Source organism: Phaeobacter inhibens DSM 16374, from assembly GCF_000473105.1.
GTDB lineage: Bacteria > Pseudomonadota > Alphaproteobacteria > Rhodobacterales > Rhodobacteraceae > Phaeobacter > Phaeobacter inhibens.
In genome coordinates this window covers 54136-80783 of record NZ_AXBB01000006.1, presented here as the reverse complement: position 1 = coordinate 80783, position 26648 = coordinate 54136, and the positions used below count along the sequence as shown (strand labels likewise).

The 26648-nt window shown below is 58.9% G+C and carries 26 protein-coding genes and 1 pseudogene; 5 read left to right on the top strand and 22 right to left on the bottom strand.

Features of this window, described 5'->3' with window-relative positions; genetic code table 11:
• The first annotated feature begins 5 nt into the window (after positions 1–5).
• The 3 genes and pseudogenes from relB to INHI_RS20280 all read left to right on the top strand — a co-directional run.
• A complete protein-coding gene (gene relB, locus INHI_RS0102950) occupies positions 6–305 on the top strand; it encodes a type II toxin-antitoxin system RelB family antitoxin (RefSeq protein ID WP_027246657.1) in 300 nt (99 codons plus the stop codon).
• Entirely contained in the window at positions 292–567 is a 276-nt protein-coding gene (locus tag INHI_RS0102945) for a type II toxin-antitoxin system RelE/ParE family toxin (protein WP_036766824.1), read from the top strand. The genes relB and INHI_RS0102945 overlap by 14 nt, the downstream gene beginning before the upstream one ends.
• 106 nt (positions 568–673) lie before the next feature.
• Positions 674–3486 (top strand): annotated as a pseudogene (locus INHI_RS20280) (strawberry notch-like NTP hydrolase domain-containing protein); the annotation flags it as partial.
• A gap of 38 nt (positions 3487–3524) precedes the next feature.
• Here INHI_RS20280 and INHI_RS0102935 read toward each other — a convergent pair.
• The 22 genes from INHI_RS0102935 to INHI_RS0102825 form a co-directional block, all read right to left on the bottom strand.
• Positions 3525–4654, bottom strand: a protein-coding gene (locus INHI_RS0102935) for an IS3 family transposase (protein WP_155805531.1) whose coding sequence is annotated in 2 segments (ribosomal slippage) — positions 3525–4420 and positions 4420–4654 — 1131 coding nt in all. Because the reading frame shifts where the segments join, the coding sequence is not laid out codon by codon here.
• 44 nt (positions 4655–4698) lie between these two features.
• Positions 4699–5121 (bottom strand): DUF6615 family protein, encoded by a 423-nt coding sequence (locus INHI_RS0102925; protein WP_155805549.1) that lies wholly within the window; start codon positions 5119–5121, stop codon positions 4699–4701.
• Positions 5122–5295: 174 nt separating this feature from the next.
• Complete coding sequence (locus tag INHI_RS0102920) at positions 5296–8529, bottom strand: type I restriction endonuclease subunit R (RefSeq protein WP_027246654.1); 3234 nt, start codon at positions 8527–8529, stop codon at positions 5296–5298.
• Positions 8526–9821: a restriction endonuclease subunit S gene (locus INHI_RS21240; protein WP_211233561.1), complete on the bottom strand. Its 1296-nt coding sequence runs from the start codon at positions 9819–9821 to the stop codon at positions 8526–8528. The genes INHI_RS0102920 and INHI_RS21240 overlap by 4 nt, the downstream gene beginning before the upstream one ends.
• The gene (locus INHI_RS0102910) at positions 9818–11860 is read right to left on the bottom strand and encodes a type I restriction-modification system subunit M (RefSeq protein ID WP_027246652.1); all 2043 of its coding nucleotides are present in this window, start codon (positions 11858–11860) and stop codon (positions 9818–9820) included. The genes INHI_RS21240 and INHI_RS0102910 overlap by 4 nt, the downstream gene beginning before the upstream one ends.
• Positions 11861–11934: 74 nt before the next feature.
• Complete coding sequence (locus INHI_RS0102905; protein WP_155805546.1) at positions 11935–13638, bottom strand: N-6 DNA methylase; 1704 nt, start codon at positions 13636–13638, stop codon at positions 11935–11937.
• 10 nt (positions 13639–13648) lie between these two features.
• Complete coding sequence (locus tag INHI_RS0102900; protein WP_027246650.1) at positions 13649–13921, bottom strand: hypothetical protein; 273 nt, start codon at positions 13919–13921, stop codon at positions 13649–13651.
• A 179-nt stretch (positions 13922–14100) separates the two neighbouring features.
• A complete protein-coding gene (locus INHI_RS0102895; protein ID WP_027246649.1) occupies positions 14101–15180 on the bottom strand; it encodes a TrbL/VirB6 family protein in 1080 nt (359 codons plus the stop codon).
• A 6-nt stretch (positions 15181–15186) separates the two neighbouring features.
• Positions 15187–15591 carry a hypothetical protein gene (locus INHI_RS0102890; protein ID WP_027246648.1) on the bottom strand — a complete coding sequence of 135 codons (405 nt, stop codon included), beginning with the start codon at positions 15589–15591 and terminating at the stop codon, positions 15187–15189.
• On the bottom strand, positions 15588–15776 hold the full coding sequence (locus tag INHI_RS0102885) for a hypothetical protein (RefSeq protein WP_027246647.1): 189 nt from the start codon (positions 15774–15776) through the stop codon (positions 15588–15590). The genes INHI_RS0102890 and INHI_RS0102885 overlap by 4 nt, the downstream gene beginning before the upstream one ends.
• Complete coding sequence (locus INHI_RS0102880; protein WP_027246646.1) at positions 15773–16759, bottom strand: ATPase, T2SS/T4P/T4SS family; 987 nt, start codon at positions 16757–16759, stop codon at positions 15773–15775. Before INHI_RS0102880 ends, INHI_RS0102885 begins: the two co-directional genes overlap by 4 nt.
• 4 nt (positions 16760–16763) lie before the next feature.
• Positions 16764–18143 carry a TraB/TrbI/VirB10 family type IV secretion system protein gene (locus tag INHI_RS0102875; protein WP_027246645.1) on the bottom strand — a complete coding sequence of 460 codons (1380 nt, stop codon included), beginning with the start codon at positions 18141–18143 and terminating at the stop codon, positions 16764–16766.
• Complete coding sequence (locus INHI_RS0102870) at positions 18140–18835, bottom strand: TrbG/VirB9 family P-type conjugative transfer protein (RefSeq protein ID WP_027246644.1); 696 nt, start codon at positions 18833–18835, stop codon at positions 18140–18142. The genes INHI_RS0102875 and INHI_RS0102870 overlap by 4 nt, the downstream gene beginning before the upstream one ends.
• A 2-nt stretch (positions 18836–18837) precedes the next feature.
• Positions 18838–19491 (bottom strand): VirB8 family type IV secretion system protein, encoded by a 654-nt coding sequence (locus INHI_RS0102865; protein ID WP_027246643.1) that lies wholly within the window; start codon positions 19489–19491, stop codon positions 18838–18840.
• A 15-nt stretch (positions 19492–19506) separates the two neighbouring features.
• Positions 19507–20316, bottom strand: a complete 810-nt coding sequence (locus INHI_RS0102860; protein WP_027246642.1) for a type IV secretion system protein — start codon at positions 20314–20316, stop codon at positions 19507–19509.
• The gene (locus INHI_RS0102855; RefSeq protein ID WP_027246641.1) at positions 20316–21470 is read right to left on the bottom strand and encodes a lytic transglycosylase domain-containing protein; all 1155 of its coding nucleotides are present in this window, start codon (positions 21468–21470) and stop codon (positions 20316–20318) included. Before INHI_RS0102855 ends, INHI_RS0102860 begins: the two co-directional genes overlap by 1 nt.
• Positions 21460–21732 carry a hypothetical protein gene (locus tag INHI_RS20270; RefSeq protein ID WP_036766822.1) on the bottom strand — a complete coding sequence of 91 codons (273 nt, stop codon included), beginning with the start codon at positions 21730–21732 and terminating at the stop codon, positions 21460–21462. The genes INHI_RS0102855 and INHI_RS20270 overlap by 11 nt, the downstream gene beginning before the upstream one ends.
• Positions 21729–24104: a VirB4 family type IV secretion/conjugal transfer ATPase gene (locus tag INHI_RS0102845; RefSeq protein WP_027246640.1), complete on the bottom strand. Its 2376-nt coding sequence runs from the start codon at positions 24102–24104 to the stop codon at positions 21729–21731. Before INHI_RS0102845 ends, INHI_RS20270 begins: the two co-directional genes overlap by 4 nt.
• A complete protein-coding gene (locus INHI_RS0102840) occupies positions 24094–24372 on the bottom strand; it encodes a VirB3 family type IV secretion system protein (protein WP_027238604.1) in 279 nt (92 codons plus the stop codon). The genes INHI_RS0102845 and INHI_RS0102840 overlap by 11 nt, the downstream gene beginning before the upstream one ends.
• Positions 24365–24649 carry a TrbC/VirB2 family protein gene (locus tag INHI_RS0102835; RefSeq protein ID WP_027246639.1) on the bottom strand — a complete coding sequence of 95 codons (285 nt, stop codon included), beginning with the start codon at positions 24647–24649 and terminating at the stop codon, positions 24365–24367. Before INHI_RS0102835 ends, INHI_RS0102840 begins: the two co-directional genes overlap by 8 nt.
• A 107-nt stretch (positions 24650–24756) precedes the next feature.
• Positions 24757–25371, bottom strand: coding sequence for a lytic transglycosylase domain-containing protein (locus tag INHI_RS0102830; RefSeq protein WP_027246638.1), 615 nt, complete (start codon positions 25369–25371; stop codon positions 24757–24759).
• Between the two features lie 43 nt (positions 25372–25414).
• On the bottom strand, positions 25415–25768 hold the full coding sequence (locus tag INHI_RS0102825; protein WP_027246637.1) for a hypothetical protein: 354 nt from the start codon (positions 25766–25768) through the stop codon (positions 25415–25417).
• Between the two features lie 203 nt (positions 25769–25971).
• Here INHI_RS0102825 and INHI_RS0102820 point away from each other — a divergent pair, with 203 nt between their 5' ends.
• A complete protein-coding gene (locus tag INHI_RS0102820; protein ID WP_027246636.1) occupies positions 25972–26232 on the top strand; it encodes a hypothetical protein in 261 nt (86 codons plus the stop codon).
• A 124-nt stretch (positions 26233–26356) separates the two neighbouring features.
• Positions 26357–26614 (top strand): helix-turn-helix domain-containing protein, encoded by a 258-nt coding sequence (locus INHI_RS0102815; protein WP_027246635.1) that lies wholly within the window; start codon positions 26357–26359, stop codon positions 26612–26614.
• The last annotated feature ends 34 nt before the right edge of the window (positions 26615–26648 follow it).

Sequence of the window (26648 nt, the reverse complement as noted above, 5' to 3'; positions counted from 1 at the left end):
TATCCATGCCTGCCCAAACATCCATGCTTCATGTCCGTGTTGACGATCAGCTGAAAGCACAGGCTTCGGACGCACTTGCGGGCGTCGGTCTGACGCTCTCCGACGCGGTGCGTATTCTTCTGACCCGCGTGGCCGCAGAAGGCGGCTTGCCTGCCGGATTGACTGCTGATCCGGATGCCTATGACGCCTGGTTCCGGGCGAAGGTACAGGAAGCGCTGGACGATCCACGGCCCACAACGCCCCATACGAAGGTGATGCAAGACGCCCAGGCATTGATTGACGGGAAGCGCCTTGCCAAATCTTGAATGGAAAGCCACAGCCATAGCCGACTTGCTGGCAATCATTGACTATATCTCTGACGACAACCCGGATGCCGCCCAAGTTCTCAAAGACGAGATTGAGCACAAGACGTCCCGCCTTCCAAAACACCCTCAGATGTACCGCGCGGGCCGTGTGGACGGGACTAGGGAGATGGTTGTTCGGCCGAACTACATCGTGGTTTATGCTGAAAGCCCTGAGATGGTGACCATTTTGCGCGTTCTTCATGCTGCGCAGCAGTGGCCATGATCGGGGTGCAGGCCCCCCGCTAAGAAATTGCTCGCTCCACGCCTTCAAAGTGTAGAGCGGGCTTTTTGTCCTTTGGAACTCAGACCCTGATCCAAAGGAAAATCCCATGTCCAAGCCCAATCCGGCAAGCCCGGCTCTCTCAACCTCCGACGGTCATCTCGCCTCTGCGCTGGCGCAAGTCGGCGCGGAGATCGACCACCAGCCCCTACGCAGCTCAGCGCTCGCGCGCATCATGCGCGAGGTGTTTCATGGCAGCGATGCCGGAGGCGCCTGGGACTGGCGGAAGGCCTATGACATGATGCAGGCGGCGGCTGTGCAGGCGCTGCTACGTGGCGACAGCAGTGAGGATGATTACTTCGCCGCAAAACTGCTTGCCTCACGGCTGCTGACGGAAACCCGCCGCTCCGAGCAGCAGATCCGGTTGCAGCAGTTTTCCACGCCACTGCCATTTGCCGCCTTGGCCGTGCGGGCGGCTGCGATCCGCGAGGGCGAGACCGTGCTGGAACCCTCGGCTGGCACCGGTGCCCTGGCCGCGTTCGCCGCCCGGGCCGGTGCCACGTTTCTGCTCAACGAGATCGACCCTTTGCGCCAGCGCCTCCTGCGCGTGGTCTTCGGCGGCGAGGTGACGGGCCATGACGGCGAACATATCGACGATCTGCTGCAGACACCGGTCCTGCCCGATGTCGTGGTGATGAACCCGCCCTTCGCCTCTTCGGTCGACCGATCCCGCGACAAGCACATCGCCGCCAAACATCTCATCGCGGCCGCGAAGCGCCTGGCACCCGGTGGGCGGCTGGTTGCGATCATGCCGCTCGGCTTCACGCCCGAACGCGATGCCGCGCCTGCGGCCCCCTTACGCCGCGACTAGTGTTGACGATGCCGGGGCAGGTTTATCGCAAGCTCGGCACTTTTGTCGAAACCCAGCTCATGATCTTCGACAAAGTGCAGGAGGGCGGCGAGATGATCCGCGCCACGGTGCGGGGTCTGGACGATGCTTTGGCATATGTCGACGCCGTGGCCGCGACCCGGCCGGAGGCGCGTTCCGCCCAAGGGGAGGCGATAAACCCTCATGCGCGATCGGTCGGTCCAGTACCTGTCACGCGCAAGCGCCCAGTTGCCACAGTCGCCGCCTCCAAACCCCGCGCCAATGCTGCCATCCCGCTCAGCTTCACAAGCTTCAATGTCCCCCGCGACAACACGCCCGTCTCGGACATCTATGCGCGCTACCGCCCGCAACGGATCGAGATCGCGGGCGCGCAGGAACATCCCACGCCGCTGGTCGAGAGCATCGCCATGGCCTCTGTGGCACCGCCCATGCCCTCAGGCACGGGCAGTGCAGAACTGCGCCTGCCCGCCCGGTTGATCGAGGAGGGACATCTCTCCGAGGCGCAGCTCGAGACCATCATCATGGCGCATGAGGCCCATGGGCGCGACCTGCCCGGTAGGTTCACCATTGATGACGACCAGACCAAGCTGACGCGCGCCGATGATAACGCGCACGCACGTGCCTATCGTCTCGGGTATTTCCTCGGCGACGGCACCGGTTGCGGCAAGGGGCGCGAATGCGCAGGGCTCATTCTCGTGAACTGGCTGGCCGGGCGCAGGAAGGCGATCTGGGTCTCCAAATACGCGACGCTCATCGAGTACGCGATACGCGACTGGACCGATCTCGGCGGCTCGCCAGCCGACATTCAGCCGCTCTCCAAATGGAAACCGGACCAGGCCATCCCGATGGGCGACGGTATCCTCTTCGTGACCTACGCCACGCTGCGGTCCGCGGGCAAATGCGGCACCACGCGACTGAGCCAGATCCTCGACTGGATGGGCGAAGACTTTGAAGGCGTACTGGCCTTTGATGAGGCCCATGCCATGCAGAACGCGGCCGGGTCCGAGCAGGGCAGGGGGGTCAAACCCTCCCAGCAGGGCCTTGCTGGCCTGCGGCTGCAACTGGCAGCACCCCGCGCTCGCGTCTTCTACATCTCGGCCACGGGGGCCACGAGCGTGCACAACCTCGCCTATGCCGCGCGTCTCGGTCTCTGGGGACAAGGCCCCGAATACCCCTTCCCGAGCCGCGAGAGTTTCGTCTCGGCCATGGAAGCCGGCGGCGTTGCTGCAATGGAGGTAGTCGCCCGTGATCTCAAGACGCTCGGGCTCTACACGGCCCGCGCCCTCAGCTTTGATGGGGTGGAGTATGACGTGCTCGAACACGCGCTCACCCCGGCGCAGATCGAGATCTACGACGCCTATGCGGGAGCCTTCCGCACCATCCATCACAATCTCGAGGCGGCGTTGACTGCGACCGGCGTCAACGATGCCTCGGGCGAGACCAATGCCTCGGCGGCACGCGCCTCGGCCAAGTCCCGATTTGAAAGCACCAAGCAGCGCTTTTTCAACCATCTGCTGATGGGCATGAAGGCCCCGACCATCATCCGCGCCATCGAGGACGACCTGGCAGCCGGCAAGGCTTGCGTTATCCAGGTGGTCTCGACAGGCGAGAGCCTGCTGAAACGCCGGCTTGAGACGATGGATTCCGACGACGAGCTCGTCGAGGGTGCCTTGACGCCGCGCGACTATGTTCTGGGCTACCTCGAACAGGCCTTCCCGATCCACGCGCAAAAGCTGGTTGAGATCGACGGCAATTTGGTGGCCGAGCCGCTCAGGGACGAGATCGGCGCGCTCGTTGTCTCGCGCGAGGCGCTCGCCCTACGAGATGCGGCCATGATGGAGTTGATGACGCTGGCCCCGATCCCTTCGGCGCTCGATCAGATCCTCTGGGCGTTTGGCGACGATGCCGTGGCCGAAGTGACCGGAAGGTCGATCCGACCTCTGAAGGCCGAGGATGGTCATCTCTACATCGAAAAGCGCAGCGCCAGCAGCAATTCATCCGAGACTCAAGCCTTCATGGAGGGCGAAAAGGATTGGTCTTGTCACGCTTTCGTGCCGCTCCAAGTGCTCGTTTAAGCCACCTTCCGTTCGAAAGCGACCGGGCTTATCCAGCCCAGTGCTGAGTGACGGCGTCGTGGATTGTAGAACCCGTTGATGTATTCGAAGATTGCCATCTCAGCCTTCCGCCGTGTCTCCCAAGGATGCCGCCAGATCAGCTCCGCCTTGATCGTCTTAAAGAAGGTTTCGACGGCAGCATTGTCGTAACAATTACCCTTGCCGCTCATGGACACCTTAAAGCCGTGCTGGCGCAGGATCTTCTGATAATCATGAGAACAATATTGCGATCCGCGATCGGTGTGGTGGATGCAGTCCTTGGGCGGTTGCCGGAACGCGATGGCCATGTTCAACGCTCGGATTGCCAAGTCGCGTTTCATGCGGTTGCTAACGGCCCAACCGATTACCCGCCTGGAATGTAGGTCCAGGATAACAGCCAAATACAACCAGCCTTCGCGCGTCCAGACATAGCTGATGTCACCCGCCCATTTCTGGTTTTGTTTATCAGCGTTGAAGTCACGATCCAGCAGGTTGGGTGCTATATTGAGCTTATGATCGCTGTCAGTGGTCACCTTGTGTTTGCGGGTCCGAACAACAGATATGCCGTTCTGACGCATCAATCTGCCCACACGGCGATGGCCAACATCCAAGCCGATCTCCTTCAGCTCTTCGGTCATACGCGGCCTGCCATAACTGCCTAAACTGAGACGCGACTGTTCTTTGATATGCGCCAGCGTGACCAGGTCAGATCGCTGTCTGCGGCTGGCTGGCCGACTGCGGAACGCACGCAAACCGCGCAGGCTGACATCCATAACCTGACACAGGCGCGCTGCCGGAAACGCATCCCGGTGTTCTTCGATGAACCTAAACCTCATGGCTTTTGGCTCGCGAAGAACTGCGTTGCTTTTTTTAGGATGTCCCGCTCCTCCTTGAGAATGCGGTTCTCACGCCTAAGCCGGTCATTCTCTTGAGCAAGGCTCAAATCTTCTTTCGACACCACGTCTGTATCTCTGTGCGCGGTGATCCATTTGTTCAGCGTCGACATACCGACGCCAAGATCATCCGCCACCTGCTTACGCGTTAGCCCGCTGGTTAACGCAATCCGCACCGCATCTTGGCGAAATTCGTCCGTCCGTTTTAGTCCCATAGTTCATCTCCTTTGGTGCAGTAAATGCTATCAAAGGAGCGGCATCAAACCGCGACAGGTCCATGATCGTGGTTGTAGAAAACGTAGATGGGATTATTTGGCCCCGCGCGCTTGATCAGAGTTTTCGTCTGACCCTTCTTCAGCACATGTCCATCGTACCGCCCCGGCATCAACTGGTTGGTTCTTCCGAGCCTTCGATCATGCCGCCTATACAGCTTCTTGGCCTGAACCCGGAAACCAATGCGGCACGACCCTTGTTTAAAGAACCAAACCCAGTCTGCACCGGTATCTTTCTCGCGTTCTCGGGTAAATAGTCTAACTCGGAACCCAGCCTTCGGGAGGTCACGTGCCATTTGCAGCAGCAGACACTCAGTTATCGTTTCTTCCTGAAGATTTAACCCTTCTCTGTAGGCGTTGTTCTGTTCTCGCCAAATAACACCCGACAATTCGCGCAGATATTTTTGCATTCCCAAGGCATGTATATTGGGTTTGCCAGGCCAAAACCTCATAGTGCCGCCTCTAATTGATTGCAGGTGGAGGTGGCATGCAAGACGGTGCATCGCCATAACGAGCTGGTCGCACAGTGCTCGCTTTCCTTGGCGCATGCTTTTGGGGGCCATTCGGCGCTAAAAGCGCTCGATTTAGACATCGTCGAGCTCTCCAAGGTCGATATCTTTCCCCGCTTTGATCAGATCGTAAATAAGGTTCGTAAGGATGCCGAGGCCTTGTTTGTCTTCCTTGAGAAGATGCGTGGCCAAAGCGTTGTTCGAACTCATGGCACGCACCACCGCGCCTTGAACCGCGCCGGGAAGGCTTCCTTTCAACGCTTGGTCTTTAGAGTTTTCCTCAACTTGCGCTCTTACGATGCTGTTTCCACGGGTAATCGAAACGATTTGGTTTACGAAGCTTGCTTGGTCTTTGATCGGAGCGGCTTCGCCAAAGATACCGTTCAATCGTTCGATCAGCTCCTGGAGGTAGACAGGAAGCTTACCGGGCGCATTTGAACCGCCCGGTCCAGAGGGCTTCAAGTTTGGATCTGGGTCATCACCGTTGTTGCCCTGGTCATCGTTCTTTTTAATGTCGTATCCCGTCAGAGAAATGCCTCTGAGATCTACGTGCTCGGGAGGAACGCCATTGAGGCGGTTTGCCAGAAGTTTTGTGAAAGCGGCAAAATTCTCCATGCTGGGATCCCCAAGATCCAGCAATTGCGCGATGTATGTGTAGGTCCTGGAAAACCTAGCCAATCCCGACTTGAACTCCAGCATCCGACCGATGCTCTCTTCTACTTGCATCCTTTCATGCTCGGCCTTTTTCGCCGAGGCATCGTCTCCTGCCTCGGTTGCCTTCAGGAATTCAACTTCGCACCGAGCGGCCTCTTCGCGGAGCGCTTTGAGGCGAGCGTTGAACAGGTCGGTCGGTCGTTGGGTGGCAGCAAACATCGCCTTGTGGTGGTCTTCTTCGCCGGTGTCGAAGGTCTTGGCGGTTTCGAAGCGCGCGACCTTGAACGCTTCAATGTCTTCGTCCGAGTAGATGCCCTGTTCGTCAAGCGTATCCTTCATGTCGTAGATGACATTTGGGTCTTGAACCTCGGTGATTTGCGCGCCGGAATCGTATTTTTTGAAGGCCGCTCGGATCGCTTCCGGGTCGTTTACGAAATCGATGACGAAGGTTTCTTCCTTGCCTGGGAAAGTGCGATTGAGGCGCGATAGCGTTTGAACGATTTCGACTTCATTCGCGATCTTCTTGTCGACATACATAGCAACGAGCTTCGGCTGGTCGAAGCCCGTCTGGAACTTATTGGCGACCAACATCACTCTAAATTCCGGCCTATCAAATGCGATCCGCAGGTCCTTGACCTCGACGCCCGTATTCATGTTGCTTTCAGTGAATTCGGCATCGTCGTCACAAACGAACAGATCGCCTGAAATCTGCGCGTCATCGGAATGCATGACATCCTTGCCGCTGAGCTTTCCCGAGAAAGCGACCAGCGCGCGAACGTGTTTGTACTGGGGGTTCGCAATGACAAAAGCATCGAAGGCCTTCTTGTAGCGGACAGCCGCCGCACGTGAGCTCGTCACAACCATTGCCTTCGCCTTTCCGTCAAGGAGAGGCGAAACGTTGTGCCGGAAGTGCTCCATAATGAACTGCACCTTCTGGGTGACGTTCGTGGGGTGCAGGCTCATCCATTTGGCAAGCGCCCGCTTGGCCGCCTTGCCGTCGACGCGCTTTTTGTCTTCCAGTTCTTTTCCCAGATTGAAGGCGGTCTTGTATGAGACGTAGCCCTTGAGCACGTCGAGGATGAACCCCTCATCAATGGCCTGGCGCATCTCGTATTTGTGGAACGCGCGCGGAAGGTTTTCCGGACCTGCCGGGCGGGACGTGCCCTGCGGCCGTCCGAACAACATTAAGGTCGAGTGTTTCGGTGTCGCAGTGAACGCGAAATGGGACAGGTTCTTCGGCCGGGCGCGGCTTTTCTGGATCTCGGTCAAAAGCTCTTCGACCGTCATGTTCGCGGTGTCTTTGGCCGACGAAAGCGCGAGGGTCGCCTGCAGCTTCGACGCCGTGCTGCCGGTTTGCGACGTATGCGCCTCATCGATGATCACGGCAAAGCTACGATCCTTCAACGAGGTTTCCGTCAGGATCGCTTCCATCGCATGCGGGAATGTCTGCAGCGTCACCACGATAATCGGCACGCCCTTCAGCATGGCTTCCGTCAACTGAGCCGTTTTCGTCTTGGAGCTTGTTTCGCGGTCAATGGCAGCGATCATGCCCTTGCGGTGGTCGATCTGCTGAACAGCGTCTTGCAGCTGGCCATCCAGCACAGTCCGGTCCGTCACGATGATTACGGTGTCAAAGACGGCCTTGCCGTCATCGTGGCGCAGCTTGGTCAGGTCGTGGGCAGTCCAGGCAATCGTCGATGTCTTGCCCGATCCCGCACTATGTTCGCAAAGGTAAGCGTGCCCAGGGCCTTTCTCCTTGGCATCCGCGATCATCTTGTTGACGGCGTAGTGTTGATGAAAACGCGGGAAGATTAGCGTTTCCTTGACCGACCAATTGCCCTTCAGGTCCACCACATCCTTCTTCTCGACATAGACAAAGCTGTGGAAGATCCGCAGGAAGGCATCGGGCTGACAAATCTCTTCCCAGAAATAGGCAACGGGGTATTCGCCGTCGTCACGGGGCGGGTTGCCGCCTTTGCCGTCATGGCCACGGTTGAAGGGCAGGAAATAGGTGTTCTCGCCCGCCAGTTTCGTGGCCATCCAAATCTCGCTATCGGACATCGCGAAATGCACGATGGCACCGCGTTTAAACGTCAGCAGCGGGTGTTTGCGCCCGGTGGCTGGATCCTCGGGCAGGCGGTCACGCTTGTATTGTTCGCGCGCGCTTTCGGCGGATTGGGTGAAGTCGGTCTTGAGCTCGACTGTGGCCACAGGCAGCCCGTTGATGAAGAGGCCCAGGTCGATCGCCAGCTCGCGGCCGGGATGATACTTCAGCTGGGGGACAACGCGCAGCCGGTTGGCGGCATAGCGTGCGATGATCGTCTCGTTGCGCTGATCTTCGGGCGCGGCCTCGGACATGTCGATCTGACCGCAGCCCGCGATAGAAAAGCCACGGCGCAGAACCTGAATGGTGCCTTGTTTTGCCAAGGCGGCATCTAGGCGGGATAGAAGCGTTTCGCGGGCGCGTTCGCCGTTCAGCGCGACGAGCTTGTCCCATTTCGGTCCTTGGGTCTCTTGGATCCAGGCCTCCAAATCTTCGGTGTAGACGGCGGTATCCTGGTCAAAGCCTTTGGTCTCGCCAAGCAGCCAGCCCTGTTCCGTCAGCTTCTTGACGATATAGGCCTCAAGGTGTTTTTCGTGGTGCAAATCGCTCATGCTGCGGCCCTCACATCAATCTTACCAGTCACCGCCGCCGTAATGAGCGCCGCGCGCCGTTCTTTCAAAAGTTCTATTGTTTCTTGTGTGTTTTGCATCAAAGCCTCAAAGCGATCATTTTGACGCTCTAGATAAGCGCCGATACGTCTTTGCTCCTCAATTGGAGGCAGCGGTACCGGCAGACTTTGGAGTAGTCCTTGACTCAAAGACGCGCGAGTTACCAATTTCATTTCTTTTCCAAAGTAGTGTCGTATGCTCGAACTTTGAAATGCATATTTGGAGAAAAGGCCATCCAACATACCTTCGTAAGGTCTGAAGCGGATAAGAAAACCGGCAAATACGGCATCTGGAATAGTCTTCAGGCAAACACTGGGAAATGCTATTTCATCAATCGTTTCTGAAGTACGAGTGAAAAGAATATCGCCCTTCTTGATAGAGTATGAGACACGGTCAGCCCGCGTAGATTCCACCAACCCGCTTACAGTCTCTGGCAATTGGCGATTTTTATAGACGTCTCCATAGCTCACGAAGGGATGGCCCTTACCGAAAGCATCGCCGCCGATATTGATACCATTCGCGGAACGGCCAAGATAACCCAGCTTTGTTGAGCGCCAAGTCTGTGGAATGTCTCCTATCCAGTCTACCCCAGACGGCTTCATCTGCGCTGATGGGTCAATGCCTTTCGTGACTGCGAGGCTGATGACGGCCGCGCGCTTTTCCTTGAGCAGAGCGATGAAGCGCGTCTTTTTTGCAATCAACCCATCTATCCGCCCGGTTTCGCGGTCAAGGTAGTCGGCGATAGCTGTTTGCTGGCGCTTTTCGGGATAAACCAAAGGAATTCGCTCGAACTGTTCCCGGTTGAAGGAATAGCGCATGCCATGGCTAAGTTTTGCGAAGTAGTCATATCCGTATTTGAGGCCCCAGAAATAGTACTCTAGGAACCGAGGATCCATCCGCTCAGCGACGTCGAAAACAATGTAGAGGTTGCTTATGCAGCCTTTCGTCGGGCTCAGGCCACAAAGAATGGGCGTAGCGTCAAAGTCGCGTGGCGTAAAGACAAATTGACCCTGTTCAACTATCTGATGCCCTATGTAGCTGTCGGTCGATTTGCCGAAGCTCAAGTCGGTCTTCACTCGAACCCCTTGTTTCGTCAAAGACAAAACAACCGGCTCTGGGTCCTCGTTTTTTTCAAGTTGATAGCTACCAACCGCGTCCCGCATTCTTGATTGGGTCCAATCGCTCGGGACGCCATTGATTACGGCTTTGTGGCCGTTGATAACCTCTAAGCTCATTCCGTCACCTCGGCCAAAACTTCCGCAATCGAGGCCTCGATTGCCTTCAAGTCTTCATCGATGTCGCCCAGATCGCGAGGCGGCACGTATTCATAAAAATAGCGGTTGAAGTTGATCTCGTAGCCTACGATCCCAATTTCGCCATCGCTTTCATCCACATAGGTTTCGTCGATATAGGCGTCATGGGCGTGGGGCGTGACCTCGGTCGCGAGGTAGTCATGGATATCGGTGCCCATGGGCACGTTCTCATAATCCGTCAGGTCATCGTCGGGGATCAGGTTCCCTTTCTTGTCCTTGACCGGGTCCAGATCTTCATCCCGCACGCCAAAGGCCTTTTGAAACGCCTTGATCAGCGCCGCGTCGGCTTTCCCGAGGTTCGCGTCCTTCTTTGCCGCCGCCTTGGCAAAGCTGTCGATCCAGTGCCAGTCATGGTCGGTGCCTGCATGCTCCGCCAACAACTTGCGCCATCCCTGCCGCTGATCATCCGTGCGCTTTTCCCACGCCTTGTGTTCAGCCAGCGCCTCAATCCCTGCGTCCGACACAACGATCTTGTGGCGCAGCGGGCGCAGCACCTTGATGCGGCGATAGCCGAAGTCCTGCGCGTCGAGGATGAGGCTTTTCTTCGTGGGCTCGAAGTCGGCATAGAGCTGCACGATATCGCGGATTTGATCCTCTCCAATCTTGCGGCGCTTGTTGCCCTCGCTCTTGCGGAGCGGTTCAAACATCTCGGTCGCGTCGATCAGTTGAACCTTGCCGCGCCGGTCAGCAGGCTTGCGGTTGGACAGAACCCAGATGTAGGTGCCGATGCCGGTGCGGAAGAAAATCTCGGTCGGCAGGGCGATGATGGCCTCGACCACGTCTTGTTCCAGCAGGTGGCGGCGGATTTCAGATTCACCCTGACCAGCGTTGCCGTTGAAGAGGGGAGAGCCCGACAGCACGATCGCCGCGCGCCCGCCGCCCTTTGCTGGGTCTTCAAGCTTGCTGAGCAGGTGCAACAGGAACAGCATCGAGCCGTCACTGACACGCGGCAGTTTGGGGCCAAAGCGCCCCTCGAATTTCTGGTCGCGGTGTTCGCGCACGACTTCGGCCTGGTCCAACTCCCACTTTTTGCCGAACGGCGGGTTGGAGACGCAGTAGTGGAATTTGTCGTGGCGGAATTTGTCAGCCGAGAGAGTGCTCCCAAGCTTGATGTTCTGGGACAGATCGCGGCCGGGATCGGACTTGAGCGTCTTCAGAAGCATGCTCGCCAAACAGACAGCGTGGGTTTCGGATTCCAGTTCCTGGCCGTAGGGAACAAGAGTCGGGGCGGTGCCATAGCGATCCTGCAACGACTGAACGTGCTCCATCCCGTCCGAGACAAAGCCGCCGGTGCCGATCGTCGGGTCATAGAGCGTGCGGATGATGCCGGGGTTGTCGATGAACATCTGGTCATCCGGTTCGAGCAATAGCTCGATGCCCAGGTGGACCACGTCTCGGGGCGTCATGAAATCCTCGGCCGCTTCGTTCACCTCGGCCCCGAAGCGGCGGATCAGGTGTTCATAAACGTTGGACATGGTCCGCTCTGGAACGGCGTCGGGGTGCAGGTCGATGGCGGCGAAGTTTTGGCAGATCTTGTAGAGAACGCCCTTCTTATCCATCTGGCTGATCGTGTTGATGAAATCGAACTGTTCGAAGATCACGCGGGCATTGCCGGAGAACTTCGCGATGTAGTCCTCAAGGTTCTGCCGGGTGCGGCCAGACCCCAGTGTTTCCAGGCTGTAGCTTGACGTGTTGTAAAACGGGTAGCCGGTTGCCTGACGAAGGATGACATCGACATCGAGCCCATTTTCAACAGCCATCTTGTGCATTTTGGCAGCTTCTTCCCGAGTAGGCTCGAGGACGCATTCAAGGCGGCGGAGAAGCGTGAACGGCAGGATGATCTTGCCGAAATCGACGTGTTTGAAGTTGCCCCAGAGGTCATCCGCATTCTTCCAAATGAAGTCCGCGAGCGACGTGTGGGTGTTGTTGGCTTTTGCTGTGGTTGATGTCTGTGTGTTCAAGGTTCAGGTCTCGTTCTGATTGGGTGCTGCACGCTTGGCGCGAAAATGAATTGGTCAGGGTTGAAAGCGGGAGGTCAGGGTTTCTCTAGGTTCAGCTCTCTGCTCGGCCAGGAGCTTGTTCGCTCGGCTTCGATCTCGGCCATGATTTCCTCGATCTGAGCATGCCGCTCTTGCCTCCGCTTGAATGTGAGTTCTGCACGTTCAGCTTCTTCTTCGGAGGGGATTGGAACTCGGAAGGCCTTCAGATCTTTGATAGCGATGGATTGTATCGCTGAACCGCCAGCAAGTGTGCGCAGCGCTTCAACAACCGTTGGATTTGCCAGGTACTCGTAGAGAACCACACCGGAAACTCCCCCGTGTTTTGGGCGCAAGATCATGAAGGATTGACCTGCCGTCCAAAACCCATCCTCGTCACTTGTCGGCGCATCGGCGGGGACGAGGCCTGCCGTGCCGATCGTACCTTTCACGGACAAGATGACATCGCCAGGAAGCAACCGTTGGTTTCGAGCCTTGCGCATTTGCGCACGTTCTAGCGTCGATATTTTGTGCGGTTGTGTCAGGAGGCCGTGCTGGCTCACATCGGCGGGCGATGCTTCGAAGATAGTGAATTCGCCATCTTCTGCTTTGCCCAGACTTAGAGGGCGGATCAGTTCGACCGCATCTTGCAACTCAATCGTGCGCGAGCGCTCCAGAAAGCCTTCCAGCGCGACTGCCGCTGGCGGGAGCAGATACCGGTTGATGCTCAGGATGAAGTCTTTCTCTTTGATCTCCTCGAGTGAGACGTCCTTGGCGAAGGTTTCATCGTTTGCGGTGCTTTCCTCCAAGTAGCGGGCCCAGTTCGTACCGGGCAATATTTCAGGGCGACCCCTAACTGTCCTTCCTGAGAAGCTTGGATGAGAAAGATCGAGCATTCTGACCTTGGAACCATCCATGTTGGAAGAGGTGAGAACCAAAACATCGGTGTCCATCATTGTGTTTGGGAAAATCATGCCGCCAGGAACCGCGAGGACGCCTTTCAAGCGACCGGATGCAACGAGCGCTTCGCGCGCTAGGGGCTCAACGCCAACGCCTCGATACATTAGCCCATCTGGCACACAAAGGATGGTTTGGCCGGTCGACTGTGCTAGCGCATCGGCGAGAGCGAGCACATCTTCGGTTAGGCGCTTTTTTCCCTCTTCCGCGTCCAATATCGCAAGTGTGCGTCGCGGAATCTGGCCGGTGTTCATGGGCTTGGATCCGAAAGGAGGAAAGGCCACTTCTGCTTCAAATTTGGTGGTATCTGTACGTGCGAGAGGATCGGCGAATTGGACCTGCAATTTGCACTCCAAGAGAACGGCGAGGCTTTGTGCAAAGTTACAAATGTCCTTATTTTGCGCTACGAAGAGCACTGCCTTGCCTTGCATTGCCAGTAACAGTGCTGTGTGGAGGGAGGCCTCGAACGAGCAGCGTACGGAACTCGCGTTATCGAAAAATTCTGCAAAGCGCTTTGCTGGGGCCTTGGGCAGCCATTGCTCGTGGCGCCCATGATTAGATGCCATCAATTCGTCAATCGCGGTCAGACGTGCCTTCGGCGAAAGCTCAAGAAGTGCCTGAGTGGCTTCTTCAAGAACTCTCCCGCCTGCATGCTGACTCGCGGCTTCCAAATCATTTGGGGAGGGCATCGATTTCTCAGGATCCAAGCGAGATGCGCCGTAGAAGGCCACAATACGGGCTGCATGCTGAATGCCAGGAATCTGGCGCACGGCCGAAAGGGCTTGTCTTTGATTGGGTTTGGTCACTTTCAGCCCCTTATTTTTTTGACGCCGGACGTGCGAAACTGCCCGTGTTGTATGTCGTAATCTGACAGTCGCCCGCAACGACGACTGTTATCCCGCCTTTGCACTTGGCCCGCTCAAGGAGCTTCAGCGTTTGGCGAAGTTCGGCCGCGACTTCGTCGCAGTCCTTGCGGCGTAACACGATTTTGTCGCCGTCAAAAACGCCATGCTCCAACGCTAGGTCTACCATCTGCTTGTTGATGCCGCGCTGATTCATTCTGTAATCCATGTGGTTTGTAACTTGCATCGACTTGCTCCTCTTGATGAGCAAGAGATAGGAGTGCCTGATTAAAAAATCAACCCCTTATTTCATATTTATGTGTAGCTATTCGCGTTCTGCGGATTCGGCCCGTAGTAGTCCAATAAGTGGATTCTGGGACGAAGAAGCATGACAGGGCTTGCGGGTTCGAAGTTTGCTTGGGCCATTTATCGACGGCCCAATCTCCCCAACCTAGAAAGCTGTGCCAGCATTCGAGCTCCTGTGCCGGTCCCGTCGCCGGCAGGAGATGCGGTTGCCCCGCCCGCAGTATTGGGTCGGCTTGGCAACGCTTGCACACCAAAGAATTGTCGCGCCCGCAGAGCTGCGTATTCCGCGCCAGTCGCACCACCGATGGCGTACCGGTTGTAGACTTGTTGGCTTCCTGCAAGCCCTCGGGCAAAGGCATAGCTGCCACCGAATCCAGCTGAGAGCGCTGGCATCATGATGTTTCCAGAAATCGCTCGAACCAGGAAGGGCGTTGCTATGATGAACCCCTTTGCCATCAGCACCATCATGAAGAAGGGGATGAGCGCGCCGATGTTGGAGGCGCCTTCCGGGTCGCCCAGCTCAGCAAGTAGCGCCCGCGAGACACCCGTGATCGTTGCGAACACACCGGCAACAACGATGGGGTACATCGCAAAGGAAATCAGCGCCGAAAGCCAACGCGCGAAATAATCCTTGGTCACTTCAAAAAGGGTCAGGAAGATCATGACCGGAGCAATCCCTATCAGAAGCGCGATCATCAGCCTGGACGCGACGACGATGAACGCCGCCAAGCCACCGAGGATCGAGAGCAGCAAAACCCCAAGGGTGTCCAATAGGGCACCGGCCATCCAGTTCAGTTCAGACCCCGCAGCATTCAAGTAGTCCCCGAGCGCTGCGATCAGGTCATCGAACTCCTCTGCGAAGGTGCCAGACGGGCCGGGTGATCCGCCGCCGACAGAGGCCACAAGCGATCCTGCAATGCTGTCGATCCCATTCAGGATCGCCGCGGAAACGATGTTGAACTGAACCCAGTTGGTTGCAAAGACACCTATCAGCCCGACTTTCACGGCGAGCCAAAAGGCCGTGCGCCCGTCCATGGCGCGATACTGGTAGATCGTGTTGATGAAAACCAGAATGACAACGAGCGTGGTACCGAGTACCAGTATCGCTCCGACTGTTGCGGCGACCGCGCCGAATTGCGTCTCGGCAGCGGTATTCAGATAGCCTTCAGCCGTTTCCACGAAGTAGGTGACGACACTCATAAAGCCCTACCAGTTTCCAGCGGCTTCGCAGATTGGCATGGCTTCGCGCCGAAGCTCGTTTGCCTGCCGTCGGTAATCTGACGTCGCTTCCACGATGTCCCAGTAGTCAGATGCGGCGAAATGCTCGACGAAGACGCCTTCAGCTGCCTTCCATGACGGATACCGCGTAGGACATTCACAGCTTTGGGCTTCAACGATGCGTTGCATGCTCTGAGCCCGATAAATCTGTTGAACCAGAAGCCGTTTGTGGGACTCGCGTACATCGATGTCTTGCATCCACTGTGGCTCGGGAGGCTGGTCTGGGCAGACATCCGGCTGGTTGTCGAGCGTTGGGATCAGATTCCGTTCAGCGACTCCAGCGGTTGCGCAAAGAACGACGAGCAATCCTGCTGCCGCAACGAACCGCATCATTCTGAAGCCGCCTTCGCCGCCACAGATTCTCGCTTCAAGAATGTGGTATAGCCGTAGTCACCGGCTTCAGCTGTAATGACTTCCCACCCCTCAGCTCCGCGCTCATTCAAAGCGCTTCGCATCGCGTCGTAGTCCTTTTGCTTCTTCACCTGGAAAAACAGGATGTCATATTCAAAGGTCTTCATTGGGAAGCTCCGATCTCATTGGCGCCGGGGAGGTAGAATTCGGTGATGCCGCGCTTGCCGTCGTGGCGACCGGCCTGGATGATCACGTCGATGGAGTTCTCGATGTATTGGATCATGTCGGCATAGGTCATCGGGATTTCGGTCTTGAGTGCCGCGATCGCGAGCCGCTGCACGGCGAGTTGCGGGGTTTCTGCGTGCAGCGTGGTCATGGACCCGCCATGGCCCGTGTTGATGGCTTCCAGAAAGGTCATGGCCTCCTTGCCGCGCACCTCGCCCAGGATGATACGGTCCGGGCGCATGCGGAGGGTGGCGGTCAGCAACACATCGGCAGTCTGGAACTCCGCATCACGATTGGCGATGAGGGTCACGGCATTGGGCTGGGTCGGCAGAAGTTCGGCGGCTTCCTCGATGGTAACGATGCGTTCTTCGGCAGGCACATGAGACAGGATCTTGCGCGCGGCCACGGTCTTGCCGGTCGAGGTGCCGCCCGAAACGATCATGTTGAGCTTGTTCTCGACGCAGAAGGCAAGGGCATCATCGATCACGCCCGCCGCCACCACTTCGCGCAGTTCGTGGGTTTTCTCGAGACGGAGCTCTTCAAGTTTGCGCTCCTTGCCATAGAGGAAATCAAGTGCGATCCCGTCGAGAGGCAGGCTAGAGAAGAACCGCAGGCTGATCGACATGGCGGAGAGCACGGCGGGCGGGGTGATGACTTGAGCCCTGATCGGTCGCCCCTTGTAGGTGATCGAGACCGAAACGATCGGGCGGTCTTTGCTCATCGTGGTGTTGGCGGAAGAGGCGATCTGGTTGCCGAGGTCTTTGACTTCTGTTGCAGTCAACCCCTGGTCCAGTTTTCGCATGAAGTGATCGCCCTGGAATTCTCCCCAACAGGTGCCGTCGGGGTTGATGCAGATCTCGATGACATCGTCGCGGGCGGCGGCGTCGATCCGGTCGAGCGAGGTCTGGAGATAACTCAGCGACATGGGTTCAGAAGATCTCCAGATCGCGGTCGACCATGACCGTGACGCGCGCGCCCTGGTCGACATAGATGACCGGACCGATGGAGAGGTAGTCGCCGATGACGCTGTCCGTCGCATCTGCCAGATCATCGCCCACGTCTTCCAGCACATCCGCGGCGGTTTCGTCTTGCACGTTTGCTGCAGCGGCGCTTGCGGCTGCGGATATCAACGAAATCAGCGCCGCCGAGCCGAAACGCTCATCGAAGCGTGTATCGACAAAGCCGGTGACGCCGGAGCGGCCCAGTTCGTCACCCCCGAATGAACTGATCTGGACGGTCTGGCCCGCGGGCAAGATGATCCGGTCCCAGGCAATCGTGACGCGGCGCTGCGAGATATCGACACCTGAGCGATAACGCCCGATCAGGCGGGACCCGCGCGGGATCAGAAGGCGGGAGCCATCGAAACTGAACACGTCTTCGGAAACAACGGCCCGGGTCTGGCCGGGCAGGGAGCTGTCGAGAGCGGTTTCCATGACGGCCTGGATCATTGTGCCCTGGATGATGGTGTTGGAGGGATTGGCGATGACTTCGGCCTGCGTCACCGACGTGGGCAGCGCGCCGTTCAACACGAAATCCGTCACTTCCCCAAAAGTCCGCTCGGTTAAAGCCGTCTCATTCGCACCGGAGGTGCCACCAAAGGCTATGGTGGGCGAAGTGATGCGGCGCTCCTGAAATGCCCGTTCCTCGGCCGCGCGGCGTTCAAGTTCCGCGAGTCGCCTTGCTTCCTCCTCGCGGCGGAGCCGTTCTTCTTCCCGCGCCCGCAACTCGTCCTCGGTGGGCCCAATGGGTGCGGGCAGGGGGCGGTTGGCTTCGAGCTGGGCCAGCTCGAGATCCATGCGGAGTTGCTCCAACTCGCGGTCGCGCGCTGTGAGCTCATCGCGAAACTGCTGCTGTGCGGCTTCCGAGGCAGACTGCAGCGCCGCGATCTGGGCGGTCAGCGCGTCGATCGCCTCTGCGGCGGCGGTGTCTTCCTCGACGACCGGTTCAGGGGCGTTGCGCAACTCCTCGATCTGGGCCTGAAGGGCTGCGAGCTGGGCGAGGAGCTCGGCGTTGGGTTCCACCGGTTCTGGCGCAACCAGCACCACCTCGGGTTCGGGTGGGGGCAGGGTTTCGATGGCGCCAAAGCCGTCGCCCTCGTTTTGGAACACGTCCGGCGTGGCCGTGGGCAGGGCCTCCTCTTCCTCGGGTTGGGACACGAGATAGAGCAATGCACCGCCCGCGCCAATTACGAGGACGACGACCAATGCGAGCAGTGGTGAGCGCCGTGGGGCAGGGGGTGAGCTCGCGCCTTTGCCTTGCTCGAGGGCGGCGAGGCGTTTTTCAAGGTCTGCGTTTCCGGTGTCGCTCATGAGCCTACCCCCGCAGGCGGTGTGGCCTCGATGCAGACCACCTCGTCTCCGATCCGCAGCACCCATTGCCTGTTCACCCCCGAGACCCGGATCACGCTATCCTCGGAGGCTTGGGTGTTGACCGTCCGTTCTCGGCCATTCGCGTATCTGAAGATCGCAGGCACCGGCGCGTTCCGCGGAAATTCGAAATACGTGAAGGTTCCGTCATCCCAGGCGCGGGTCGGCGTGAAGTCGGTGCGCGCGCTGGCACCGTAATTGTAGTTTGGCGCTTGTGCCGCGATGGCCCGGGTCGGGCGCGCAGCGTCATCAGGATAGCGGAACTGCACCACGTAGAAGGTTGGGCTGCGGGATTCCTGGACGTTGAAATAGTAGCTCCGCCGGTTCGTATAGACGGTCACATTGGTATGGACGCCGCGTGCGACGGGCTTGATCGCGAAGGCCTGACCGCCGGGCACGCCGTCGATCTCGAAGCCTTCCGTGTCGCCAGCGATGATCGAACGGATGCTTTCGCCTTCGCCGAACTCAACCGTGGTCACATGCGTGAGCGAGACATTGAGACGATAGACCTGACCCTCCTGGTAGGTGGCCAAGCGCACCCGGCTGTCGTTGGGACCGCCACGCGGGATGGCTTCGGCAGAGGCGAGGCCGGGCAACAGAGCAATGACAAGAACAAGCGATCTTGTGAACAACAACGTCAGTTCTCCAATCTGTCGGAGCGGATGGAATATTCGAGGACCGTGAAGCCGAAGGGGTTGGTCCAGACCTCATCTATGGAGCGGCGGGTCTCGGGGCGGAACTCGAAGAGAAGCGTGGCGGTGAAGAGGCCTGTCTGGACACCATTGAGGGATGTCAGGCGCTTGCGCAGGCGCACGGTGGCGCGGTTTGTGCCGATCCGGTTGATGCTGAGGATTTCCACGTCGAGCCGGGCATTGGGGCCATAGACGGTCGGCGGGTAGTTCTCATTGGCGCTGTTCCAGATCTGGCGTAACCCGCTCTCGGCCGCCGCGTCCGAGCGGCGCAGGACGCTGCGGATGCGGAGATCGTTGTCGAGCTGGTTGTAAACCTCGCGGTCGGTCACATAGCGGAAGACCTCCGCTTCGATGATGGCCTGGTTGGCTGTGACAGACGTCGCGCCCACCGAAGCCTCGGGCAGCGCGAAGCCGGTGGCCGGATCATAGGGCACGACTACAGGCGGCGGATCGACATCGAGGATCGCGACAGCCGCCGCGCTCAGGCATCCGAGAATGCCGAAGATGAGGCCGATGAGCCCAAGGCGTTGCCAGAGCCGTTCGCGGCGCAGCGCGCCATAGACCAGCTCTTCTTCGATGATTTCCTGTTCACTCGCCACGCGTCACACCTCAAGTCAGTCTGCGCGCAGGTTCGGCAGGGTGAAATCCATGAAGCGCTGCTCCTCGGCGATGGTGGCGGCATCGATCACGCCTCCGGTGCCGTCGCCCACCGTTTGCACGGCTTCGAGCTGCCACATGGCCACGAGGGCGATGGCCAATTCAGCTGTCACGCGCGTGTTGAGATCGATGCTTTCCTTGAGTTCATCCATGTCATCGATCAGCCCGACAAGGCGGTCGACGCGTTCCAGCGACTGGCCGGCATCCTCGTAGCTGTTCTGGGCCGCGGCTGAGACCAACGCGCCAGTCGTGGCTTGTGTGGCCACGCGATTGGCTCCGGGATTGCCGCTGGTGGCCATTTCCGAAAGCGTATCGTCGTCAAATCCAAGATCGGCCAGCACCCGGTCCATCTGGGTTTCGATTTCGCCCGCGCCGGAACCGGACAGGCCCGAGAAATCCCCCGTCTTGATGGCTTCGATGGTGGCGAGAATGTCGCCGAACTCCTGATCAAGCAGGCCGTTCAGCTCGTCTTCCATTTCCGTGCGGATGATCTCCGGCAGTTCGGCAAGACGGGTGAGCGCCTCATAGGTTCGTTGCAATTCGCCAAGTTGGTCCGTGAGTGTCGCAAGCTGTTCGCGGAGCTGCGTCAGCTGCTCGTTTTGCAGGATCTCGTCCTCGATCATCTGCCGGAGTTGCTGGATGTTTTGCGCGATGTTCTGGGTATCGACGACGGGCACGCCTTGTGCTGCGACAGGGGGTAGAGCGCTGAATTGCAAGCCAATGCCAAGCGTTGTGGCCAAAGCCGTTCTCACGAGCAAATCTCTCATCAGTCTATCTCCCTGATCGTGAATTCCATGAAGGCGCCTTCGGCCATACGGGCGCTGGCCTGAGCCAATTCCTCGGCGGAAAGAACGCGGGTGCGCGCCGCCTGTAGCCGGATGCGGGCTGCGACGAGGCGCACGAGTTCGGCGCGGGCATAGGTGTTGAGCGCGATACTTTCCTGCACGTCTTCGGTTTCGGAAATCCGCTCGACGATGTCCGCAATACGCAAGGCGGCCTGTTGGATCGCGGCGGGCGCGTTGTTGCCATAGACCGCGGCGCCGTGCCCGGTGATGGAGAGGTTGGCATTGGCCAGAAGCGCCGGATCGATTGTGCCGAGTGCTTCGATCCCACCGATGCGGCTCAGATAGAGATTGTAGCGTTCAGGAATGACCTGGACGTAGTGCTGGGTCTCGGCAAAGGGCGGGACACCGCCATATTCAAAGACCCGGCCGGGTCCGGCATTATAGGCCGCGAGGGCGTTGATGATATTGCCATCGAAGGTATTGAGTTGAGTGGCGAGATAGCGTGCGCCGCCATGCACCTGCAGGTAGGGGCTGTCGTAGTATTCCGGGTTGATGCCGAGATCGCTGGCCGTACCGGGCATGATCTGGGTGAGGCCGAATGCGCCGACGGGCGAGCGCGCGCCGATGGTGAAGCGGCTTTCCTGCCAGATGAGCGCCTGCAGCAGGGCCCGCCATTGGACCGGGGAGAGGCCGGCGCGCCCTACGCCCGCAAACCCGCTGGTTTCCTGGGCCACGCGGATGATGAGCTGCTCGATGGTCTCGGAAGCATCCCCGAACATCTGTGCGCCGCCGGGATTGGGGTCGATGTCGGCATTGCCGTAGACCGCTTCGACGGAACGGGTTGGATCGCCGCTTCCGTTTTCCAGCCCTGAAAACATCGCGGGTAGGCCCTGACCGCCGAAGCTGGTTTGGGCATCGAGGATGCGCTGCAGGGTTGCGAGTTGCTCCCGTTCGATTTCGGCGATGTGCTCGCGCACGGACAGCTTGTCGGCCTGGATCGCAAGGTCGGCCTCGCGATCGCCGGTCTCGACGATATCGCGCGCGGTCAGCCCGCTATCGTTGGTTGGCACGCCTTGGGAAAAGGCGATGCCGGGCAGCAGGCAAAGCACGAGGATATGGGGCAGTTTAGACTTCAATGCCGCCCTCCGGCGCGCCAAGGGGCGTGAAGGTGCAATCAGGTGCTGTGGGTGCAGTCGAGGCGAGGAAGGTAAAGCAGTTGGCCTGTGGCTCCTGGTACTGGGCGCAGGAGGCCAACACACCAAGCGCAGAAAAGAACAACAACAGTTTGGCGTTTCGAGATTGTCTTGAATCGTTTGTTCGCTGCCTCTCGCTGCGCTTGAACGCGAAAAACGATGCATGATTTTTTGTTGTATTCTCGAAACGCCATATACGGGTCATGAAAGCCTCCAGAAATCAGGGCGGTCGCGGTAATCGGCGCCGACGAGCGCTTCGCCTTTTTCCATGCCGCCGAGGATGGTGAGATTGGGCCCGAGGGCGCTCAGATCGGCATCGACGACGATGGATCCCTGATCGTCGCGGATGAGAGCAAGGCGGCTGTCGCTGCCGGTGTTGAGAAGCACATCGAGTTCCTTCTCATAGAGGTTCAGCATCGCGTAGTCGGCGGCATGGGCGCGGATGTTCGGGAGCAGGATCTGCGTCGGAACGGCTTCGACGATGGTCTTGCCGGTCCGGGTGCGCTCAAGCTGGCTGGCATATTGCGTCATCATCACCGCGACGGTGTTCTGCTTGCGCGCAGTCACGAGCCAGTTCGACAACCGTTCGGCGAAATATGCGTTGTCGAGCGCCTTCCAGGCCTCGTCGATCACGATGATGGTGGGACGGCGGTCCTCGATCTCGCGCTCGACCCGGCGGAACAGATAGGACAGGACCGCCATCCGTTCCTTGTCGGCCTCGCTGTCGAGAATGCCGGTCAGATCGAAGCCCACGACATCGCCCTTGAGCGAGAACGTGTCCTCGAAGCTCTGCCCGAAGATCCAGCCGTAGCGGCCGTCCTCAGACCACTCGAGCAGGCGCTGGTGCAGATCGCCGCCATCATCGGTGGACACAAAAAGCGACGCGAAATCCCGCCAGTTCCGCAGGGCCGGATTGGAGGCCTGGGCATTCTGGCGCACGACTTCCTGGATGCGGTTGGTCTGTGCGGGCGTCAGGGGCTTGTCAGCGCGGTAGAGCAGGGTGGCAAGCCAGTCCGAGAGCCAGGCGGTGCCGCGGGCATCGGTCTCTGTCCAGAGCGGGTTGAGGCCCGTGGGCTGACCGGCGTTCAGGGACGCGTAGCGCCCGCCATTCGCGCGGACCGCCATCTCCATACCAAGACGGTAATCGAAGACGAAGACCCGGGCGCCCGCGCGACGAGCCTGGGTCATCAGGAAGGCCGAAAGCACCGATTTGCCGGACCCGGGCCGCCCCATGATCAGGGTATGGCCGCTGGTCGGTTCTTTGTCGGGCGAGCCTTGCTCGTGATAGGAAAATCGGTAGGCGCTCTGCTCGGGCGTGGGTAAATAAGTGACGACCCGGCCCCATGGGGTTTTCTCCGCCGGTTTGCCGAGCTGGGTCCGATGAAACGCCGCGAAATCCGCGAAATTACGATTGGTGATCGCACTGGCACGGACGCGCTTCGGTTGGTTGCCGGGATGCTGGCTCAGGTAATGCGCCTTGGCCGCAACCCGCTCGCCGATCATCTTCACCCCTTCGGCGGCGGCGGCATTCACGATCTCGGCGCTCAGCGTCTGCAATTCGTCCAGCGTGTCGCAGAAGATGGTCACGACCATATGGTGCTCGCCGAAGCTTTGGCGCTTGGCCTCGAGATCATCGGCAGCAATGTCGAGCGCTTCCATGAGCGACAGGGCCGCGTCCTGCGAAGCCTGCATCTGGCGCTTTTGCCGCTTGATGCGACCGGCCATGAGGTTCGAATTAATCGGTGTGAAGGAATGCGTGACGATCATGTCGACGGGCAGGTTCAGCATGTCGAACATGGTGCAGGAGGTGGCCTCGGAATATTCCCCTATGGTGAAACTCTTCCCAAAGCGATGGCCCACGACGCCTTCGGAAAGCTCGAAGTGATCGCCGTGAAACGTCACGCGGGTGTTGGCCACGTTGAAGGACAGGAAGCCGTAGTTATTGGCAGGATAGAGCGGCAATTCCTGGCCGGTGTTGAGGGCACCCAGGAAGCCGATCAACTCACCGCTTTCGGAAGTCAGCACGCGCGGGTTCAACTCGGTCAGGCCTGACACGAACACGCTCACGGCCTCGCCAAGGCGACGCAGGCGCTTCTGCGTCGCCTCCTTGAGACGAGCCGGCGCGCTGCGGTTCAGAAAGGGCAGGACGCTTTTGGGGGGTGGGCGGTGAATGACGGTGAGCGTCAGCGTCTTGTCGCGCAGCCCGCTGGTCTCGAGTTTCACGCGCCAGCGCCGGTCAACCTCGCCTGCGAAGCTGTCCTCACGAATCGGGTCGAGATCAGGTTTGATGGCCTTGGAGACCTTGTGGACGTAATAGCTGAATTCCGGCCCGAGCTGCGCGACGATGCGGGCAAAGAGCGCCGTCACCTTGTCGAGATAGGCATCATCCGTCGTGTAACTGTTGATCCCCTCGAGCCGGATGCAGCGGAAGAGTTCGTTCACCCGTGTCCGCACGGTCTGGTCGTCAACGAGGCTCACATAGGGCAGCATATGCGCGAGGCGGGTCTCGCGCTCATACCAGTCTGGCGTCATCGTGCGGAGGTCGAGCGGCTCGGTGCGAGGTTCATCACGGGGCATAGCTGTCCCCGCCATGAATGGACCTGTTGCGCGTGGGCGGTGTCTCCTGCAGGGCCGTCATCATCACGTCGATGAAACGAGGATCCCAATCTGCGGCCTTCCAAAGCACCGGATAGAGCAGGGTGGCCACACCCAGCACCGCGATGTGCTGGACCCAGACGAACAAGAGCACCGAGCCAAAGAGCCAGACCATCGCATACATGATGGGCAGGCCCAGAAGCTTCGGCGGGCGCACGAGGCCGAGAAAGAGAGGCGAGCGCTCAGCCACCGGCGAAAACCGCGGCAACGATGGTGGGGGCGGCGGCAACACCAGCGATGCCCACGAGGACCCAGAGCGCCTGGCGCAGATCGATGATGTTGAAGAACCAACTGAGAAAGACCCCGAGAACGGCAAGCGTCGCGATGACAACACCAAGCGGGCCGGTCAGAGCATCGACAATGCCCTGCAATAAGCTTTGGATCGGGGAGAGATCGATGCTTTGGGCAAGGGCGGGCTCGGCAATGAGCAGGAATAGCGCCAGTGAGGCGACAAAGAGGTTTGAAATCCAACTTGTTTGGAAGAAACGGGATCGCCAATGCACTGCCGCGCTGCGCGCTCTCGTGACATTGCCGATAAGTATTTTGAGGAATGACTTCCAAAAAGGTTGGGACATCATGAATTTGATCCTTCCAATCGGGCCACGACGGCCATGACACGGGTCACGTGGTTTTGGGTTTCGCGGTAGGGGGGAATGCCGCCGTACTGGCGGACCGCATCGGGTCCGGCGTTGTAGGCTGCGAGCGCAAGACGCGGATCGCCGAACGTGTCCAACATCATCGCGAGGTAGCGGGCGGACCCGTCGAGGTTCTGCAGCGGGTCACGCGGATCAACGCCAAGATCACGGGCAGTGGCAGGCATAAGTTGCCCAAGGCCAATGGCGCCTGCACTCGAGACCGCATCCTGCTGGTAGGCGCTTTCGACCTCGATATTGGCGCGAAAGAGGGTCAGCCAATCGCGAACCGACAGTTCTGTGCGGCGCAGCCCGGGATGCCCGGCGTAACGAAGCGCGGTGGCCTCGATGGAAGCGAGGACATCGGCGCGGGGTAGGGGAGCAGGCCGCGATAGGGCAGCCATCTGGATTTCGTCTGGCCCAAGGTCAGTCTCACCGAGGATCGCCAACTCATCAGCAGCGGACCCCTGTCCGATGCCGTCATTGTAGTTGCGCGCAAAGCTCTCTTGGGAGCGGGACGGGGTCAGAGAGCCATCGCTCTCCATGACCAGTACCATCTGGGCAGTTGCGGGACCCGTCAGGAACCAGGAAAGAAGAAGGCTACTTGCTGCCGCCTTTGTCGGTCGCAGCCAGCTTGTGCGTTGTCCGCTGGCCGTCTTCGAGCGGGACATCGGCATGGGAGAAGCCGATCCCGACGAGGAAAGACACCACGCCCGTGATGGTCTTGAACTCGCGGATTTTGATGTCGTTATAGGTCGTGCGGGTACGGGCCGTGACCAGCAGCTTCTCCACGCCTTCGTCAGAGACGACGCGCATGATCCAGACCCCATAGTAGCTGGGGCCCTTCTTGTGTGCCGACTCCTGGCACAGGATTTCAGCGCTATAGCCGCTTTCCACGAGTTCGCGGAAACGTGCTTCCGTAACCACATTTGGTGCTTCGATGTCCCAGTTCATTGCCCGGCTCACGCTTTCTTCAAACGCGCAACGCCCAGGCATTCCCACTTGAAGCCCAGAGTTACGATAGTATATTATTAACCGCAAGATATAATGCGGCAGATACGGCTGTATCTCGGTTACTCAAACTCTAGGCACGGCCATTGGCGTCTATCAAGGAAAATAGGGGTTTCAGAAACCTGCGGTTGAGCCGATGGGTGAAGATGCAGGCTGTGGCCTTCCTGATGCTCGTTCCGGTCGCAAGCCAGGCCGGGTCCTGTCTCGCCCCGATCCGACCTTTCGTTCCAAGCGATTCGCAGGCCGCCCGAGATTATGCCGACATCATCCGACGGGACTTTGAGGTCTACATCGCGGACATTCAGGACTACTTTCGCTGCCTCGAGCAGGAGCGTGCGCGTGCTTTTGAGGAAGCCCGCGAAGTCAGTCAGGATTACGGTCGGTTTCTGGAGCTGGTGGGGGATTGATGGACCATTGGGCGTGCACCAGACTTGCAGCCCTTGGAAACCAGACGCCGATAACACCCTCATATATCTACTTTTTAGATAACAGATTTCATCCGCTAGCGACGTCACAAAAGGTATGTGACGCGTGGCGAAAACAATCAGAACAAATGGCCAGTTGGCGCTCGTCCGTGCGTTGGTTGAAGCACGTCAGAATGCGGGTCTCAGCAAGCAGCAATTGGCGGCGAAGCTCAAACGCCACCAGTCATTTGTGGCGCGTCTCGAAAGCGGCGAGCGTCGTATCGACGTCGTGGAGTTTACAGTTCTGGCGAGGGTCATTGGCTTTGACAAAAATGAAGTCCTGTCGATTGTCGAAGCCGCCACGGAGCCCGACCACAAGATTTGAAAGCAAAGAAATTTTGGGACGCGCCGCTTCGTGC